The 18,080-nt window shown below is 52.5% G+C and carries 20 protein-coding genes; 13 read left to right on the forward strand and 7 right to left on the reverse strand.

Annotated features, from left to right (window positions below; translation table 11 throughout):
- Window positions 1–10 precede the first annotated feature (10 nt).
- The 6 genes from rlpA (at window position 11) to lipA (ending at window position 5,833) form a co-directional block, all read left to right on the forward strand.
- Window positions 11–1,132: an endolytic peptidoglycan transglycosylase RlpA gene (rlpA, locus tag PYR66_16765; protein ID WEF26942.1), complete on the forward strand. Its 1,122-nt coding sequence runs from the start codon at window positions 11–13 to the stop codon at window positions 1,130–1,132.
- 142 nt (window positions 1,133–1,274) lie between these two features.
- Window positions 1,275–2,474 (forward strand): D-alanyl-D-alanine carboxypeptidase DacA, encoded by a 1,200-nt coding sequence (dacA, locus tag PYR66_16770; protein WEF26943.1) that lies wholly within the window; start codon window positions 1,275–1,277, stop codon window positions 2,472–2,474.
- Between the two features lie 113 nt (window positions 2,475–2,587).
- Entirely contained in the window at window positions 2,588–2,851 is a 264-nt protein-coding gene (gene ybeD, locus PYR66_16775) for a DUF493 family protein YbeD (protein ID WEF26944.1), read from the forward strand.
- A 99-nt stretch (window positions 2,852–2,950) separates the two neighbouring features.
- The gene (gene lipB / locus PYR66_16780) at window positions 2,951–3,592 is read left to right on the forward strand and encodes a lipoyl(octanoyl) transferase LipB (GenBank protein ID WEF26945.1); all 642 of its coding nucleotides are present in this window, start codon (window positions 2,951–2,953) and stop codon (window positions 3,590–3,592) included.
- 143 nt (window positions 3,593–3,735) lie between these two features.
- Window positions 3,736–4,686: a YbeF family transcriptional regulator gene (locus PYR66_16785; GenBank protein WEF26946.1), complete on the forward strand. Its 951-nt coding sequence runs from the start codon at window positions 3,736–3,738 to the stop codon at window positions 4,684–4,686.
- 181 nt (window positions 4,687–4,867) lie between these two features.
- A complete protein-coding gene (gene lipA, locus PYR66_16790; GenBank protein ID WEF26947.1) occupies window positions 4,868–5,833 on the forward strand; it encodes a lipoyl synthase in 966 nt (321 codons plus the stop codon).
- 219 nt (window positions 5,834–6,052) lie between these two features.
- On the opposite strand, the gene tatE is transcribed toward lipA, so the two are convergent.
- A complete protein-coding gene (tatE, locus tag PYR66_16795; protein ID WEF26948.1) occupies window positions 6,053–6,259 on the reverse strand; it encodes a twin-arginine translocase subunit TatE in 207 nt (68 codons plus the stop codon).
- Window positions 6,260–6,397: 138 nt separating this feature from the next.
- Entirely contained in the window at window positions 6,398–7,186 is a 789-nt protein-coding gene (locus PYR66_16800; GenBank protein WEF26949.1) for a deaminated glutathione amidase, read from the reverse strand.
- A gap of 89 nt (window positions 7,187–7,275) precedes the next feature.
- Here PYR66_16800 and crcB point away from each other — a divergent pair, with 89 nt between their 5' ends.
- Complete coding sequence (gene crcB, locus PYR66_16805) at window positions 7,276–7,659, forward strand: fluoride efflux transporter CrcB (GenBank protein ID WEF26950.1); 384 nt, start codon at window positions 7,276–7,278, stop codon at window positions 7,657–7,659.
- A gap of 57 nt (window positions 7,660–7,716) precedes the next feature.
- Here the strand turns inward: crcB and cspE are convergent, their stop codons facing one another.
- Together cspE and pagP are read right to left on the reverse strand one after the other, a co-directional pair.
- Window positions 7,717–7,926: a transcription antiterminator/RNA stability regulator CspE gene (cspE, locus tag PYR66_16810; protein WEF30482.1), complete on the reverse strand. Its 210-nt coding sequence runs from the start codon at window positions 7,924–7,926 to the stop codon at window positions 7,717–7,719.
- Window positions 7,927–8,119: 193 nt separating this feature from the next.
- Window positions 8,120–8,695, reverse strand: coding sequence for a lipid IV(A) palmitoyltransferase PagP (gene pagP, locus PYR66_16815; protein WEF26951.1), 576 nt, complete (start codon window positions 8,693–8,695; stop codon window positions 8,120–8,122).
- A 292-nt stretch (window positions 8,696–8,987) separates the two neighbouring features.
- Here pagP and dcuC point away from each other — a divergent pair, with 292 nt between their 5' ends.
- Window positions 8,988–10,361, forward strand: a complete 1,374-nt coding sequence (gene dcuC, locus PYR66_16820; GenBank protein ID WEF26952.1) for an anaerobic C4-dicarboxylate transporter DcuC — start codon at window positions 8,988–8,990, stop codon at window positions 10,359–10,361.
- A 93-nt stretch (window positions 10,362–10,454) separates the two neighbouring features.
- The gene (rna, locus tag PYR66_16825; protein ID WEF26953.1) at window positions 10,455–11,252 is read left to right on the forward strand and encodes a ribonuclease I; all 798 of its coding nucleotides are present in this window, start codon (window positions 10,455–10,457) and stop codon (window positions 11,250–11,252) included.
- A gap of 29 nt (window positions 11,253–11,281) precedes the next feature.
- Here the strand turns inward: rna and PYR66_16830 are convergent, their stop codons facing one another.
- Window positions 11,282–12,112, reverse strand: coding sequence for an alpha/beta hydrolase (locus PYR66_16830; protein ID WEF26954.1), 831 nt, complete (start codon window positions 12,110–12,112; stop codon window positions 11,282–11,284).
- Between the two features lie 240 nt (window positions 12,113–12,352).
- Between PYR66_16830 and rnk the strand changes: the two genes are divergently transcribed.
- Both rnk and uspG read left to right on the forward strand, forming a co-directional pair.
- Window positions 12,353–12,763: a nucleoside diphosphate kinase regulator gene (gene rnk / locus PYR66_16835; GenBank protein WEF26955.1), complete on the forward strand. Its 411-nt coding sequence runs from the start codon at window positions 12,353–12,355 to the stop codon at window positions 12,761–12,763.
- Window positions 12,764–12,962: 199 nt separating this feature from the next.
- Window positions 12,963–13,391, forward strand: a complete 429-nt coding sequence (gene uspG, locus PYR66_16840; GenBank protein ID WEF26956.1) for a universal stress protein UspG — start codon at window positions 12,963–12,965, stop codon at window positions 13,389–13,391.
- 68 nt (window positions 13,392–13,459) lie between these two features.
- Here uspG and ahpF read toward each other — a convergent pair whose 3' ends face one another.
- Both ahpF and ahpC read right to left on the reverse strand, forming a co-directional pair.
- A complete protein-coding gene (ahpF, locus tag PYR66_16845; protein ID WEF26957.1) occupies window positions 13,460–15,025 on the reverse strand; it encodes an alkyl hydroperoxide reductase subunit F in 1,566 nt (521 codons plus the stop codon).
- 239 nt (window positions 15,026–15,264) lie between these two features.
- Complete coding sequence (gene ahpC, locus PYR66_16850) at window positions 15,265–15,828, reverse strand: alkyl hydroperoxide reductase subunit C (protein WEF26958.1); 564 nt, start codon at window positions 15,826–15,828, stop codon at window positions 15,265–15,267.
- Between the two features lie 401 nt (window positions 15,829–16,229).
- On the opposite strand from ahpC, the gene dsbG reads away from it, so the two are divergent.
- Together dsbG and PYR66_16860 are read left to right on the forward strand one after the other, a co-directional pair.
- Complete coding sequence (dsbG, locus tag PYR66_16855; GenBank protein WEF26959.1) at window positions 16,230–16,985, forward strand: thiol:disulfide interchange protein DsbG; 756 nt, start codon at window positions 16,230–16,232, stop codon at window positions 16,983–16,985.
- Window positions 16,986–17,174: 189 nt separating this feature from the next.
- Window positions 17,175–18,077: a LysR family transcriptional regulator gene (locus tag PYR66_16860; GenBank protein WEF26960.1), complete on the forward strand. Its 903-nt coding sequence runs from the start codon at window positions 17,175–17,177 to the stop codon at window positions 18,075–18,077.
- The last annotated feature ends 3 nt before the right edge of the window (window positions 18,078–18,080 follow it).

Genomic DNA, 18,080 nt, shown 5'->3' on the forward strand with positions numbered 1-18,080 from the left:
GGGGTTCGCAATGCGTAAGCAATGGCTGGGGATCTGCATAGCAGCTGGGCTGCTGGCGGCATGTTCGGGTGAAGACGTTCAACAGAAGACGGTTAGCGTCCCGCAGCCGGCCGTCTGTAATGGTCCGACGGTAGAAATCAGCGGCGCGGATCCGCATTTCGAAACGCTAAACGCCACCGCCAACCAGGATTATCAGCGTGACGGTAAAAGTTATAAAATCGTCCAGGACCCGGCTAACTTTACCCAAACCGGTCTGGCCGCAATTTATGACGCGGAACCGAACAGCAACCTGACCGCCTCCGGCGAAGCCTTTGACCCGACGCAGCTCACCGCTGCGCATCCGACGCTGCCCATCCCAAGCTATGCGCGCATCACTAACCTGGCTAACGGCCGGATGATCGTGGTGCGCATTAACGATCGCGGGCCGTATGGCAACGACCGGGTCATTTCCCTGTCGCGCGCCTCCGCTGACCGCCTGAATACCTCGAACAACACCAAAGTTCGTATCGACCCGATTATCGTCGCACAGGACGGCGCGTTGTCCGGCCCCGGTATGGCGTGTACGACCGTCGCTAAGCAAACCTACGCCCTGCCTTCGCGCCCGAACCTTGACGGCGACGGTTCCGCCGCTATCGCCGCGCCTGCCGACCAGTCGAACGTGCGCGCTATCAGTAACTCGACGTTGAAGCCGGAAGATGGCGTGGGCGCGCCAGTCAACAGCAGTGGATTCCTCGGTGCGCCAACGCCGCTCAATAATGGCGTGCTGGAAAGCAGTGAACCCGCCGTAGCGCCAGCCGCTGCGACGCCAAACGCGCCGGTCACCGCGCCAGGCTCCATTCAGGGGAGCGTCGCTCCGGCGGCGGCTACCGCAACCGCCGCGGTTGCTGCTCCTGCAGCCAGCGCCAATGGCGAGGTCGTCGTACAGGTCGGCGCCGTTAGCGATCAGGCTCGCGCACAGCAGTATCAGCAGCGTTTAAGCCAACAGTTCTCCGTCCCGGGCCGCGTGATGCAAAACGGCGCAGTGTGGCGGATCCAACTGGGCCCATTCGCCAGTAAGTCGCAGGCCGCCACGGTACAACAGCGCCTGCAAAACGAAGCACAACTGCAGTCATTTATTACTCGCGCCAACTAAACGCGCCGTTGCGGCATCTCGCGCTACTGCATATGTAAAAGTCGTTAACAAAGTCATGTGCAATGTCGGATGCCGCTGCGAAACGCATTTGCTATAGTAAGGCACTTTTTTTAATTTCATCACGGATGCCGTTGTTCTAACCATGAAGACCTCTTTCACCGCTCGTTTACTCGTTACGGCCCTCTCCGTTGCGGCACTGTCCACCGCTGCCCGCGCTGATGACCTGAATATGAAAACCATGATCCCTGGCGCTCCGCAGATCGATGCCGAATCCTGGGTTCTTATCGATTACAACTCAGGTAAAGTGCTGGCGGAAAACAACGCCGACTCCCGCCGCGATCCGGCGAGCCTGACCAAAATGATGACCAGCTACGTCATTGGCCAGGCCATGAAGGCGGGCAAATTCAAAGAATCCGATCTGGTCACCGTAGGCAACGACGCGTGGGCGACCGGTAATCCGGTGTTCAAAGGTTCTTCACTGATGTTCCTGAAGCCCGGTATGCAGGTACCGGTTTCTCAGCTAATCCGCGGTATCAACCTGCAGTCCGGTAACGATGCCTGCGTGGCGATGGCCGACTATGTCGCTGGCAGCCAGGATGCGTTCGTTAGCCTGATGAATAACTACGTTAACGCACTGGGTCTGAAAAATACCCATTTCCAGACCGTCCATGGTCTGGACGCTGACGGCCAGTACAGCTCCGCGCGCGACATGGCGCTGATCGGCCAGGCGCTGATCCGCGACGTACCGAACGAATACTCTATCTACCGTGAGAAAGAGTTTACCTTCAACGGTATTCGCCAGCTCAACCGTAACGGCCTGCTGTGGGATAACAGCCTCAACGTCGACGGTATTAAAACCGGTCATACCGACAAAGCAGGCTACAACCTGGTCGCTTCCGCCACCGAAGGGCAGATGCGCTTGATCTCTGCGGTGATGGGCGGGCGTACCTACAAAGGTCGTGAATCTGAAAGCAAGAAACTGCTGACCTGGGGTTTCCGTTTCTTTGAAACCGTGAACCCGATTAAAGCCGGTAAAGAATTCGCCTCTGAGCCAGCCTGGTTTGGTAATAGCGATCGCGCCTCTCTGGGCGTGGATAAAGATGTCTATCTGACTATCCCACGCGGGCGCATGAAAGACCTGAAAGCCAGCTATGTACTGAACAACACCGAACTGCACGCGCCGCTGCAGAAAAACCAGGTCGTCGGTACGATTAACTTCCAGCTGGATGGCAAAACCATCGATCAGCGTCCGTTAGTGGTGCTGCAGGAAATTCCGGAAGGTAATTTCTTCGGCAAAATCATTGATTACATTAAGTTAATGTTCCATCACTGGTTTGGTTAAAAATTGAGCACTTGAAAGTGTGATTTCCATCCCCATATACTATTCATCAAGAAACCTGATAACTCCCACCTCACGTGGGAGTTATTATTTTTAGTCGTCACACCGGAGCTGACATGAAAACCAAACTTAACGAACTGCTTGAATTCCCTACTCCATTTACTTACAAAGTAATGGGGCAGGCGTTGCCTGAGCTGGTTGATCAGGTGGTGGAAGTGGTACAGCGCCATGCGCCTGGTGATTACTCTCCGTCAGTAAAACCGAGCAGCAAAGGTAACTACCACTCGGTCTCCATCACCATTACCGCAACCCATATCGAGCAGGTAGAAGCCCTGTATGAAGAACTGGGCAATATCGACATCGTCCGGATGGTGCTGTAACCCATCTTGTTACCCGGCCTCAACCGCCGGGTAATTCCCTCCTTCTGCTGTGATATACTCTCCCTCACTTAAGCCATCTCTCTCTGCGGAGACGTTGTTTTGCAGCACAATACTATTCTTATCCGACAACTCGGCCTGCAACCTTACGAACCCATCTCGCAGGCAATGCACGAATTTACCGACAGCCGCGATGACGCCACGCTGGATGAAATCTGGCTGGTAGAACACTCGCCGGTATTTACCCAGGGTCAGGCTGGTAAAGCGGAACACGTCCTGGTTCCCGGCGATATTCCGGTGATTCAGAGCGATCGCGGCGGCCAGGTGACCTACCACGGACCGGGTCAGCAGGTCATGTACGTGTTACTGAATCTCAAGCGCCGTAAGCTGGGTGTGCGTGAACTGGTGACGCTGCTTGAGCAAACCGTGGTTAATACGCTTGCCGAGTACCAGATTGCATCCCACCCGCGCGCCGATGCGCCGGGAGTTTATGTTGGCGAACAGAAAATCTGCTCTCTGGGACTGCGTATCCGCAAGGGCTGCTCGTTCCACGGGTTGGCGCTGAATATCGCGATGGATCTGACGCCTTTCCTGCGCATTAATCCCTGTGGCTATGCCGGTATGGAAATGACGCAAATGCGCCAGTGGCAGCCGCAGGCCACTCCGGAAAACGTGGCGCCGCGCCTGGTCGCTAACCTGCTGGCGTTGCTCAATAATCCGCCTCATGAATATGTAGCCGCTTGATAAGCCTTGCGCTCTGCACGTTCAGAGCGCCGCTAAATAGCGCAAGTCATTATTAATACTTCGGATTTGCAATCAATTGTCACGTTCCGCAACGTAATGGCCCGCTATAATAGCGCGATACACCCGACAACCGGACGCGCTGAGTGGCAGAAAATCATCCCCCATCGGAAACCCATGATCGGCCTGAAGATCGGCAGATTTTTCGCATCCTGCGTAATATCGATCTCAATCTACTGACGATTTTCGAAGCGGTGTACGTACATAAAGGCATCGTCAACGCAGCGAAGGTGCTCAATATCACCCCCTCGGCTATCAGCCAGTCCATCAATAAACTACGGGCGCTGTTTCCCGATCCGTTATTTATTCGTAAAGGACAGGGAGTGACGCCAACGGCATACGCGACCCACCTGCATCAATACATTAGTCAGGGAATGGAGGCCTTCCTTAATGCGCTGGATTTGAGCAACAGCTCGCACCAGCAGCGAGTCATGACCATCGCTACCACCCCGACCGTTGGCGCATTGGTCATGCCAGTCATTGCCAAAGCCCTTAAGTCGCGATTTCCCCAGGTGTTACTGCATAACATCGCCATTGCCGATGCCGCCAGCCAGCTCAATCAGCGACAGGTCGATTTGCTGATTGATACCTACACCCACAGTGGGTTGACCATTGCGCATCAGGTCCTGTTTTCCGAACCGGTCGTGATGTTTTGCCGTGAGGATCACCCCATTTTGCATCTCCCCCTGACGAAAGGAAATCTGCAGCAATATGAGTTCGCGCTGCTGCTACCGGAAGGGCAACGCTACCCCACCCTGAATCGGCAGCTTGAAGAATACGTCGGCGAGCGACGCTGCGGCTTTAGTAGCTATAACCTGCTGACGCAGGCAGCAATGATAAATGACAGCGATATGTTGGGGTTAACGCCTGAGCGTATGTTCGCGCTGGTGGCTAAAATCTGGCCTCTACAGGCAATTCATTTCCCGCCGCTACAGGAGCAGCGCATCGATATCTCGCTGCATTACAACCGGCAAAGCGCGCAGGAACCATTGCTGAAAGAAATTATCGACACCATTCTGCAGACTTTTTCGTGCTAACCGCACGGGAGGGAAAAGTATAAAACAACAACTATTTTACAATTTGCCGGGTAACCAGGCTGCTTTCAACCCCGTATCAATGGTATACTGCCTGTCCTTAGTTCAAAAATAGTTGATAAATACAACATTTCATTGAATTAATTCGCTTTCCTTCGTGACTCGCAACTGGAACACGCACGCTATGAGTAAACCCATTGTGATGGAACGCGGTGTTAAGTACCGCGACGCCGATAAAATGGCCCTTATCCCGGTGAAAAACGTGGCAACTGAGCGTGAAGCTCTGCTCAGAAAACCGGAATGGATGAAAATCAAACTTCCGGCTGACTCGTCCCGTATTCAGGGGATCAAGGCAGCGATGCGTAAGAACGGCCTGCACTCCGTGTGTGAAGAAGCCTCTTGCCCGAACCTTGCTGAGTGCTTCAACCACGGCACCGCGACCTTTATGATCCTCGGCGCCATCTGTACCCGCCGCTGCCCGTTCTGCGACGTCGCCCACGGTCGCCCGGTGACGCCTGATGCCAACGAACCACAAAAGCTGGCGCAGACTATCGCTGACATGGGCCTGCGCTACGTGGTCGTGACGTCCGTTGACCGTGACGATCTTCGTGATGGCGGCGCACAGCACTTCGCCGACTGCATCAGCGCTATCCGCGAGAAGAGCCCGTCGATCAAGATTGAGACTCTGGTCCCGGATTTCCGCGGCCGTATGGATCGCGCGCTGGATATTCTGAAAGTCACTCCACCGGATGTGTTTAACCACAACCTGGAAAACGTACCACGTCTGTATCGTCAGGTTCGTCCGGGCGCAGATTACAACTGGTCACTGAAGCTGCTGGAGCGCTTTAAAGAAGTGCATCCGGAAATCCCGACGAAGTCAGGCTTAATGGTCGGTCTCGGTGAAACCAATGAAGAGATCATTGAAGTGATGCGCGACCTGCGTCGCCATGGCGTCACGATGCTGACGCTAGGCCAGTACCTGCAGCCGAGCCGTCACCACCTGCCGGTCCAGCGCTACGTAAGCCCGGAAGAGTTTGAAGAGATGAAAGCCGAAGCAATGGCGATGGGCTTCACCCACGCTGCCTGCGGCCCGTTCGTCCGCTCTTCCTACCACGCTGACCTGCAAGCAAAAGGTATGGAAGTTAAATAAGCTTCCCTTCCTCTCTGGCCGCCGCTCGCCGGCGGCCTGCTTTACCCCGCCAATATCCTTTTCTGTACCGGATGTCCCTGGAAACAATCCGTTGCATTTTTTCGTAGTAAAAAAGCGCTGACCATAAAAAAGGCGACAACGAATACGCTGCCGCCTCTTTGCCGCCTGAGCATCTCACCCGGCCGCAACACGCCCCCGTCCTCGGGAACCCGTGATTAATTACTCTTTATGAGAGAGTTTCTGTGCTGGCGTTTCTTCCTCAGCACTGGTTTTCTTCGCACTATCATCGTCATCATTCATGGCTTTCTTAAAGCCTTTGATGGCCGACCCCAGGTCTCCACCCAACGTGCGTAATTTTTTGGTACCAAACACTAAAATAATCAGCGCTGCGACTACCAGCAGTTTGGTAATACTAATCTCACCCATAGCTAACCTTCTTCTCTATACAAGCTCAAGCTGCGAATACGCCATCATACACATACACGCATACAATTAACGGCTATTTGACGCGCCGACACAATAGCAATCTGTAACAAGGTGAATCAAGCCTTGTTTAAAAAAACATCACAATAATTGCGGTGGCGCAAACCTGCGGTTTTGCAGCACCGGTAAACGTTCGCGCACCTGACGAACATAATCCGCGGATATCTCTGCAAAAATCATCTGCGGCTGCTCTGCCGCCCCGGCGAGGGTCGTCCCCAGCGGATCGATAATCCGGCTCTGGCCAATATTTCGCGTTCCGCACTCGCCTGCCGCAATGATATAGCAGGTAGTGTCCAGCGCCCGCGCCGCCAGCAGCGTAGACCAATGGTGCTCTTTCAGCGGGCCGCGAACCCACGCCGTCGGCAGCACCAAAATATCAGCGCCGCTTAATGCTAACGATAGCGCTAATTCAGGAAAGCGTAAATCGTAGCAGGTCATTAAGCCGATACGCATCCCATTAACATCGATTAACGGTGGGATTTGCTGGCCTGCATCCACCAGTCGCGACTCCTGCATAGTAAACGCATCGTACAAATGGAGTTTCTGGTATTGTGCGCTAATCGCGCCCCGGCGTATTGCGACCAGCGTATTGGTCGCCCGCCCTTCGCCTGACGGCACATGCAGGGTCAATACCGTCGTTAAGTCATTATGCCGGCTCTCGGCCAGCAGGCACTGCATAAAGCCGCCATCCAGCGCCTGCGCGGACTTCACTGACATATCAGGATCGTTATCGGCTCGCGCCAGCAGCGCTTCAGGCAGCACCAGCAACGATACGTCGCGTTCTGCTGCCTGACGCATCAGTGCAACGCAGGTCTGCGCATTTGTTTGCCACTGCGCTGTTACGGCGAATTGTCCGGCTGCTACCCGCATCTTTTTCTCCCGCTTGCGAATTCATAGCCAATCACGCGTTTACCGCGCTACACTCGACACTCTACCTAACCAAATAGCAGGAACTACGCGTGTTACAACTCTTTTTGGCCGTTTTTGTTGGCGGCGGAACCGGCAGCGTGTTGCGCTGGTGGCTGGGCATGAAGTTTAATCCCATGCATCATGCTATTCCCATCGGTACGCTGGCGGCAAACCTACTGGGCGCATTTATTATCGGCGCTGGGCTGGCATGGTTTAACCGCCTGACCACTGTCGATCCAATGTGGAAATTGCTTATCACCACCGGTTTCTGCGGCGGCCTGACGACCTTCTCAACTTTTTCTGCCGAAGTGGTCTTCCTGCTGCAGCAGGGGCGTTTCAGCTGGGCGCTGTTGAACGTCGTGGTCAACTTGCTGGGCTCGTTTACCATGACGGCGATAGCCTTTTGGCTGTTTTCACAGTCAGCCGCACGCTAACAACAGGCAAAAAAAAACCCGCCAGAAGCGGGTTTTTATATTCTACTGACGCGTTGGTTAGATAGCCATTACGTTTGCAGCAGAAGGGCCTTTGGCACCGTTAGTGATTTCGAACTCTACGCGCTGACCTTCAGCCAGAGTTTTGAAACCGTTGGACTGGATTGCAGAGAAGTGTACGAATACATCTTTGCTGCCATCTTCCGGAGTAATGAAACCGAATCCTTTGGACTCATTAAACCACTTAACGTTACCTTTAATCTTAGACATCAAAATTACCTTTAAATTAAAAAACGACACTAATGCTGTGTCGGATACCAGTACATCAATTGTGGTGCCTTTTGTCCAGCGTAAGTTTCTTAAAAAGTGATAAAAGTCTCTATCTTTATACCCGAAGGCTACGTTAGTCATTGTTTTTCAACAAGACAAAGAACTTATCACTTTTGTTGCTAAGTTATGGCAATTAAAACTGAATGCGCGCCCAGGCAAAATAAACGTTGCCGTTATTATAGGTGCCAGGGATGTAGGTCATCTGGAACGTCGCCGGGCCATAGCCGATAGACGCCAGCGGCAGCACGACCGGGATCGGGATATAGTTCCAGTTATCGCGCGCCGTCACCCCAAGGGTGTAACCAAGGCCAAGGTGGAAGTTATCATCGGCCAGCGGACGCCAGGTTTTTTCCCAGCCATAACCGCCGATCGGCTCCCATTTATTAAAGGAGTCCTTAAACGCCATCAGATACAGACCGTGCCAGTTGCCTTTCTCATCCCAGCGCGACATGCCAAAACCGGCGCCCCACGGGCGTTCGTTATACTTGTCGGTTTTCTCTTTATCGTAGGCGAAGCGGGCATGCCAGGTGATCGCCGGAATGTACAGATCGTAGTGCTCCGGTTCGTTCCAGGTTTGTGCGACGTTGTCCGTCAACGTGTTATAACCGTCACGGATCGTTGACGAAAATGAAGCATTAGCATATCCGGAGGATAACAACAGACCTGACACAACAAAAATTAACAATGCAAATTGACGTAGTTTCAACACTTCTCTATTACCGATTCCAATTTTAAAAACGAAGTAAAGTAACAAATGTAATCTTAATATAACCTTAACGAAATAAGGCAAAATCCTGAATTGCTCTCCGGGCAAAATCGCCTGTTCATGACACGGCTTTTGTGATGTTCCCCGCGCGCCCATCGCTGATTAGTCAATTCTATGTAGTTTATTGATTTGGGTCAGCAAGTTCAGCCCATTTTTTAGGCACATTCCCTCACTTAATTTTGGTACCACTTTAGATATCAGCAGATTCTTTGGGTTAATGGCTTAGGGGTAAAGTATGCTTACGCTTGTTGAGATCCTTATCGGGATCGTCGTTATTGTGGGCGTCGCCCGCTACATCATTAAAGGTTATTCCGCTACCGGGGTACTGTTCGTCGGCGGGTTAACCTTACTTATCGCCAGCGCGATCATGGGGCATAAGGTTCTGCCTGCCAGCGCCGCCAGCACCGGTTATACCGCGACCGATATCGTCGAATACATCAAAATACTGCTCATGAGCCGCGGCGGCGACCTCGGTATGATGATCATGATGCTCTGCGGTTTCGCCACCTACATGACCCACATCGGCGCCAACGATATGGTGGTCAAACTGGCCTCCAAACCGCTGCGTTATATTAACTCGCCTTATCTGTTGATGATAGCCGCCTACTTCCTCGCTTGTCTGATGTCGCTGGCGGTCTCTTCGGCGACCGGTCTCGGCGTACTGCTGATGGCGACGCTGTTTCCGGTTATGGTCAACGTCGGCATCAGCCGCGGCGCCGCGGCGGCGATTTGCGCCTCCCCTGCTGCGCTGATCCTGTCACCCACCTCCGGCGACGTAGTGCTCGCGGCCAAGGCGGCTGAAATGCCGCTGATCGATTTCGCTTTCAAAACCACGTTGCCTATCTCGATTGCCGCCATCGTCTGTATGGCCATTGCCCATTTCTTCTGGCAGCGCTACCTGGATAAAAAAGAAAACGCCTCGCACGAAATGCTCGATATCAATGAGATAACCACCACTGCGCCGGCGCTGTACGCCATCCTGCCATTCACGCCGATTATCGGCGTCCTGGTGTTTGACGGTAAATGGGGGCCGGAATTACACATCATCACGATTCTGGTGATCTGCATGGTGCTAGCATCCGTTCTGGAGTTTCTACGCAGTTTCGATACCAAAAAAGTGTTCTGCGGGCTGGAAGCCGCCTATCGCGGCATGGCTGACGCCTTCGCCAGCGTGGTCATGCTACTGGTCGCGGCAGGCGTCTTTGCCCAGGGTCTAAGCACTATTGGTTTTATCGACGGTCTTATCTCCATCGCCACCTCGTTCGGTTCCGCAAGCATCATTCTGATGCTGGTATTAGTGATCCTGACTATGCTGGCGGCGATGACCACCGGTTCCGGCAACGCACCGTTTTACGCCTTCGTCGAGATGATCCCTAAACTGGCCCACTCTTCCGGCATTAACCCGGCTTATCTGTCGATTCCGATGCTGCAGGCATCGAATCTTGGACGCACCATTTCACCGGTCTCCGGCGTGGTGGTCGCGGTTGCCGGAATGGCAAAAATATCGCCGTTTGAAGTCGTTAAGCGCACTTCCGTGCCGGTCATCGTCGGCCTGCTGGTGGTCATTATCGCCACGGAAATACTGGTTCCTGCCTCTGCGCTTCAATAAACGGCAAACCACGATGAAAAGGCGCCAGCAGGCGCCTTTTTTATGCTTTAATAATTCCCTGTTATCAATAATCTCCCACGATCAGGAATAAAAATGTTCAGGAAGGATGTCGTCGCCATCGCCCTCTTACTTGCCGCAACCCAGGTCAACGCAGAGCCGCTAACCGCGACGCAATACGGTGATTTCGACCGCTACGTGCTGGCTTTATCCTGGCAAACCGGCTTTTGCCAGAGCATGCAGGATAGAAACCGTAACGAGCCTGAAGAGTGCCGACTGCAGCAGGAAACCCGCAACAAAGCCGACTTTCTGACGGTTCACGGTCTATGGCCAGGTTTACCGAAGTCTATCGCCGTACGCGGCGTTGATGAGCGGCGTTGGATGCGCTATGGCTGCGCGACGCGCCCCATTCCCAACATGCCGGAAGTTAAAGCCGGGCGTAAATGCCAGGCCGCCGAAACCGGTCTGTCGCTGGAAATGGCCAATAAGCTCAATAGCGTGATGCCAGGTTCCGGCGGTAAGTCTTGTCTTGAACGTTATGAATATGCCAAACACGGCGTCTGTTTCGGCTTTGACCCGGATAGTTATTTTGGCGCGATGGTGCGCCTGAATGGTGAAGTGAAGCAAAGCGCGGTAGGCGATTTCCTGGCAAAACACTACGGGCAAACCGTCAGCCGCAATGATTTTGATGCCGCCGTCGCCAAAGCCTATGGCGCGCAAAACGTTAAAGCTTTTAAGTTGACCTGTGATGGCAACCCGGCTTATTTAACCGAGATGCAAATCTCCATCAAAGCGGGCGCGATAAACGCCCCGCTGAGTGCAGATTCATTCCTGCCACAGCCGCATCCAGGCAACTGTGCGAAGCAGTTTGTGGTGGATAAAGCCGGTACCTGAAAATTCGGCGGCGCAGGCCGCCGTTTTCTTTATGCGCGAATAAACGCCAGCAGATCGTCATTGATTTGATGCTTATGAGTTGTGCAGATCCCATGCGAGCCGCCCTGATAAACGGTCAGCTTCGCGTCAGGCAGGATCTCCGCCGCCACCTTGCCGCAGGTTTCGAAAGGCACAATCTGATCGTCATCGCCGTGGATCACCAACGTCGGAATCGTCATCTTGCGTAGATCTTCACGCAGATCGGTTTCCGAAAAGGCTTTGATACAGTCATACAGCGCTTTGATTGAACCTTGCAGCCCCTGCTCAACAAAACCTTCGCGCACCGCTTTGGACTCTTGCGCTCCAACGCGGTTATAGCCGTAGAAAGCCGCCGTCAGCTCATAAAAGAAAGCGCCGCGATCGTTGATCACCCCTTCCCTGATGCTATCGAATACCGCTTTCGGCACACCATCAGGGTTGAAATCAGTCTGGATCATAATCGGTGTGACAGCGCCAATCAGTATCGCTTTCGCGACCCTTCCTGTACCATGCCGACCAATATACCGCGCCACTTCGCCGCCGCCGGTTGAATGCCCGACATGTACCGCATCATGCACATTCAAATGCGCGGTCAACTGTGCCAGATCGTCGGCGTACTGGTCCATGTTATGGCCATCCCAGGGCTGCGCTGAGCGCCCGTGTCCGCGGCGATCGTGCGCAATGACGCGATAACCGTTTGATGCCAGAAATAGCATCTGATCTTCAAACGCATCTGACGTTAACGGCCAGCCGTGGCTAAACACCACCGGCTGTCCGCTTCCCCAGTCTTTAAAATAGAGATAGCTTCCGTCATTCAGCGTAAGTTTATCAAAACCGCTCATAGACTCTCCTGTACTGGAAGACTGCTGCCCTATGCAGCTTACAAAGGATAAGACAGATTTCCCTTCCGTGATGGCGGTAGCAGAAATTTCATCTGGCCCGGTGGGCTATCGCTGTGAATGTGCGTTTAATCACTTCAAACATCAGGCAAGTCTCAGTATGATGAGAGGACATTAACCCTTGCCCTTTTTGGCGAGGGTTTTCTTTTACGGAAAAGGTTCCTGGATAACATGGAGTATGCGATGACCAGACCCGCAATCATCATTAACGAATTCGATGCAGAACGCATCGACAGACTGCTTGAACAACCGGCTTATGCTAATTCGCCGGTCGCCGACGCCCTGAACGATGAATTGGATCGCGCGCAGATGCTGGCGCCGGAAGCCATGCCGCACGACGTCGTCAGTATGAACAGTAAAGTCCGATTCCGTGACTTGACCAACGGTGAAGAGCGTGTGCGGACCCTGGTTTTCCCTGCTCAAGCCACTGACAGCGCCACCCAACTTTCCGTTCTGGCCCCGGTCGGCGCGGCGTTGCTTGGGCTGAAAGTCGGCACCGCTATTCACTGGGAATTACCCGGCGGCGCATCAGCGCATCTTGAGGTTCTGGAATTGCTGTACCAGCCGGAAGCCGCAGGCGAATTTCACCGCTAAGTCCCCCGCTGCCTGAGGCGTATTACGCTTTATTCAGAGGATGCTTCGCCATCCTCTTTCTGCCCTCTTCCCCTGCCTTTCAGCTTCTGACAAATTTTTACGTCGTCCCGTGATGGCGCAAACAGTTTTGCGACCTGAATGACACTTATTCCTTGTATAATATGTTGATATAGAAACAGACGAACAAGGAGAAATGCATATGTATAAAACTATCATTATGCCGGTTGATGTCTTTGAGATGGAGTTAAGCGACAAGGCCGTCCGCCACGCGGAGTTTTTGGCCCAGCAGGACGGCGTTATTCATCTACTTCACGTATTACCCGGTTCATCCAGCTTCACCATGAGCCGTTTCACCGCCGATTTACGCCGCTTTGAAGAGCATCTGCAGCATGAAGCGGAAACCCGTCTGCAAACGATGGTAGGCCACTTCAGCATTGACCCTTCGCGTATTAAGAGCCACGTTCGTTTTGGTAACGTGCGCGACATGGTTAATGAACTCGCCAATGAAATCAAAGCTGACGTCGTGGTGATTGGTTCACGCAATCCGTCGATCAGTACCCATCTGCTGGGTTCTAACGCCTCAAGCGTTATCCGTCACGCGCATATTCCGGTGATGGTCGTCAGATAAACGGCGCGGTAAAAAAAGAGGCGACCTTAAGGTCGCCTCTTTGCTGTACGCAGGTGTTGTCTTACTTATTATGCTGTTTTGGTGCGAATCAGGTAATCAAACGAACTCAGAGAAGCCTTCGCCCCCTCGCCCGTCGCGATAATAATCTGTTTGTACGGTACCGTGGTGCAGTCGCCGGCGGCGAATACGCCCTTCACGTTGGTTTCACATTTAGCATCGATGATGATTTCACCCATGCGGTTACGCTCAACCGTGCCTTCCAGCCAGGTCGTGTTCGGCAACAGACCAATCTGCACGAAGATACCGGCCAACGCGACCTGATGCTCATCGCCGCTCACGCGGTCGCGGTATTGCAGACCGGTAACCTTACTACCATCGCCAACCACTTCCGTGGTCTGCGCGTTGAGAATAATATCGACGTTTTTCAGGCTGCGCACTTTATCCTGCAGCACCTGGTCGGCTTTCATTTCCGGAGCGAATTCCAGCAGCGTAACGTGTTCAACAACGCCCGCCAGGTCAATCGCCGCTTCTACGCCGGAGTTACCGCCGCCGATCACCGCCACGCGTTTGCCTTTAAACAGCGGGCCGTCGCAGTGCGGACAGTAGGTCACGCCTTTCGTACGATACTGATCTTCACCCGGCACGTTCATATTACGCCATTTGGCGCCGGTGGCGATGATCACACTACGTGCTTTCAACACCGCGCCGGAGGCGGTTTCCACCTGATGCAGGCCGCCTTCTACCGCTGCCGGGATCAGTTTTGACGCGCTTTGCGAATCAATCACATCAACATCATATTCACTCACATGCGCTTTCAATGCGCCAGCCAGTTTCTGACCTTCGGTTTTCGGTACTGAAATATAGTTTTCGATATCTACAGTATCCAGCACCTGGCCGCCGAAGCGTTCGCCCATCAGACCGGTACGAATACCTTTACGGGCAGAATACACCGCCGCCGCCGCGCCGGACGGGCCGGAGCCGACAATCAGCACATCATAAGCATCGCGTTTATTCAGCTCTTCCGCCGCACGTTTTTCCGCGCCAGTATCGACTTTGGCGACGATTTCAGTCAGCGTCATACGACCCTGGCCGAACTCCTGACCGTTAACGAACACGGCCGGTACGCCCATCACGTTGCGATCGGTGATTTCGTTCTGGAAAGTCCCGCCGTCAATCGCCGTGTGCTTGATGCGCGGGTTCAGTACCGCCATCAGGTTCAGCGCCTGCACCACGTCAGGGCAGTTGTGGCAAGAGAGCGAGTAGTAAGTTTCAAACTCAAAATCGCCGTCGATATCGCGGATCTGCTCCAGCAGAGACTGCGCTTCTTTCGACGGATGGCCGCCGGTCCACAGTAGCGCCAGCACCAGCGAGGTGAACTCGTGGCCCAGCGGGGAACCTGCAAAACGTGGGCCCTGGTGGGAACCTGGGTTAGTAATCAGGAATGATGGCTTACGTACCGCGAGCGTGTTGTCTTCTTTAAAGGTGACTTTGTCTGACAGTTCAGCGATTTCAGCCAACAGTTCCTTGATCTCTGCCGATTTAGCGCTGTCATCCAGCGTGGCAATCAGCTCAACAGGTTTGGTCAGCTTCTCAAGATAAGCCTTGAGCTGGGTTTTCATGTTGGTGTCGAGCATTTTTATCTCCTGGGCTTAAAACATCATCATGCAAGCGGCCTTTGTCAGGCAGCTGAATACGCTTGCATCATGGTGTTGGAATAAAACGGGTGCGGCGCACCCGCTTGAGGATTAATTCGCCAGTATTTCGCGTGACAGGAAGGCAGCAAGCTTATGAATCCCCGGGAGCTTACATAAGTAAGTGACCGGGGTGATTAAGCGAAGCTAACGCACCTGCAGCGCGAAAGGCGCAGCGAATTTTAGATTTTGCCAACCAGGTCAAGGGATGGAGCTAAAGTCGCTTCGCCTTCTTTCCATTTAGCCGGGCAAACTTCGCCTGGGTGGGAAGCAACGTACTGAGCTGCTTTGATTTTACGCAGCAGGTCAGACGCGTCACGGCCGATACCTTCAGCGGTAACTTCGATAGCCTGGATGATACCCTGCGGGTCAACCACGAAGGTTGCACGGTCAGCCAGACCTTCATCTTCACGCATGTTGTCGAAGTTACGGGTCAGGGCGCCAGTCGGGTCACCGATCATCGCGTATTTGATTTTAGCGATGGTGTCAGAGCTGCTGTGCCACGCTTTGTGGGTGAAGTGGGTGTCGGTAGAAACGGAATAAACGTCCACGCCCAGCTTCTGCAGCTCTTCATAATGGTCTGCTACGTCGCCCAGTTCGGTCGGGCAAACGAAAGTAAAGTCAGCCGGGTAGAAGAAGAAGACGCTCCAGCGACCTTCGGTATCTTTCTCGGTAACTTCTACGAATTCACCGTTTTTGAACGCCTGGTTTTTGAAAGGTTTGATTTTGGTATTAATTAAAGACATCGATACTTCCTCCGTGTTTTTGTTGAAGCCTACGTTAACGAATTTTTCCTGACCCGACCAATGCGTTTGCATTATCAAATCAATAAGCGTTATCTAACAACCGTAACAAGACAACGTGGTGAACCTGCCGTGCGATCGCGGTTTTTCTCCGTTTTTCGCTTCATATCGCTGAAAGTAAAAAGGCCGCCCTCTCAGGCGGCCCCGTTACCTGAAATACCCGCAGGTAGCTTCAGCGCCAGAATAGCTGGCAATATGTTGCGCTCTACACCTTAATGTAACAGCATGGGCGATTACATCATCTGCAGAACCAAAGGGCAATCAACCGCCCCGCAGGTCTTATCTATGACTGTGATAGGTATCCCCTCAATTTCACATTAGCTTATGATTTAAAAGGAATACTCATGTTAAAACGTCTGTTTCTCCTGAGCGTGCTGCCGTTTTGCAGCTATGCCGACGATCTTCCCGCCCCCGTAAAAGCGATAGAAAAACAGGGGATTACTATTATTAAGCCCTTCGAAGCCCCCGGCGGCGTCAAAGGCTGGCTCGGGAAATACCAGGACATGGGCGTCGCTATCTACCTAACGCCTGATGGCAAGCACGCTATTTCCGGCTATATGTACGACGAAAACGGCAATAACCTGAGCGAGCAACTTTTCCAGAAGGAGCTCTATACCCCTGCCGGCCAGGAAATGTGGAAAAAGCTGGAGTCCGCCAGTTGGCTGCAGGATGGCAAAAAAGAGGCTACCATTGTCTTATACGTCTTCGCCGACCCATTCTGTCCGTACTGCAAACAGTTCTGGCAACAGGCACGTCCCTGGGTTGAAGCCGGCAAGGTGCAGATCCGCACATTATTAGTCGGCGTGATTAAACCAGAAAGTCCGGCCACCGCGGCAGCGATTCTGGCAAGCAAAGACCCGGCGAAAACCTGGCATGATTATGAGCTGTCTAACGGCAAAATGAAGCTAAACGTACCGGCCGATATCCCAACAACCTTGATGAAGACGCTGAATATCAACCAGCAACTCATGGACGATCTTGGCGCGAACGCCACCCCAGCCATTTATTACATGAATAAAGACAACATGCTGCAACAGGTGGTCGGTCTGCCTGATAAAGAAAAGTTGCAGGTAATGATGGGTGAAAACCCGGCACAATAAATAGCGTATTTTCGCCAGAGAGTTAAGGACACAAAAGGATCTGGCGAAATACAATACACTGGTATATATTTAGTAGGGATTAATAACATATTTAGTTATAGTAACAACGGAAATGATAATTTCTATAGATGTATAGCGATAGAAAATAAAACCAGCTCGCCTCGATGCAACATACACAGGACGTTAATCATGGCTAACCTTTATGATTTAAAAAAATTCGATCTAAACCTGCTGGTTATCTTCGAGTGCATTTATCAACATCTTAGCATTAGTAAAGCAGCCGAAACGCTGTTTATTACCCCTTCTGCCGTCAGTCAGTCGCTGCAGCGGCTACGTAATCAATTAAACGATCCGTTATTTGTCCGCTCAGGTAAAGGCATTACGCCTACGACAATTGGCATGAATCTCCATCATCATCTGGAAAAAAACCTCAACCAATTAGAAAAAACCATTAATATTGCCAATCATTCTGCATTAAGTAAGCGGTTCGTCATTTATAGTCCGCAACTGCTTATGTCACCTGGCGCCATGGATTTAATTAATCAATTAAACCTGGATCCTAATTTGCAAATCGAACACCGCGATCTGCTGCTGTCGGTGGAAAGCGTTGAAGACCTCATGGCCCATCACAAAGCCGACCTGATCTATAGCATTACGCCGCTTTCAAACCACAGCACCATTTGCCAGCCGTTTCAGGAAATAGAGATCGTTCTGGTGTGTCGCGAAGGTCACCCGAGAGCGGAACAGCTTAATAGCTATGAAAGTATCGCACGCGAAGGTTTTACGCTTTATGTCGCCACCGATCCCTATGTCAAAACCTTTCAGGGACATACCCGCGAATTAATGCCTGAACGAAGAGTTACCTTTCGCAGTAATTCTTTCATCGCCATTTTAACCATGATTAATCAAAGCGATCTCATTGGTTTTATTCCTAAAAATATTCTAAATTATTTTAGCGCCTCGTTTAAACTTCGTGAAATCCCCCTACCCGATCCCATTCCGCCAGTCACTACCTATATCATCTATAATCGCTCCTCATTAACGAATCCAGGATTCGCTGAACTTATTGCGCAATATACCGCCGACGGTTAACTT

This window comes from Klebsiella aerogenes, from assembly GCA_029027985.1.
Classification (GTDB): Bacteria; Pseudomonadota; Gammaproteobacteria; order Enterobacterales; family Enterobacteriaceae; genus Klebsiella; species Klebsiella aerogenes_A.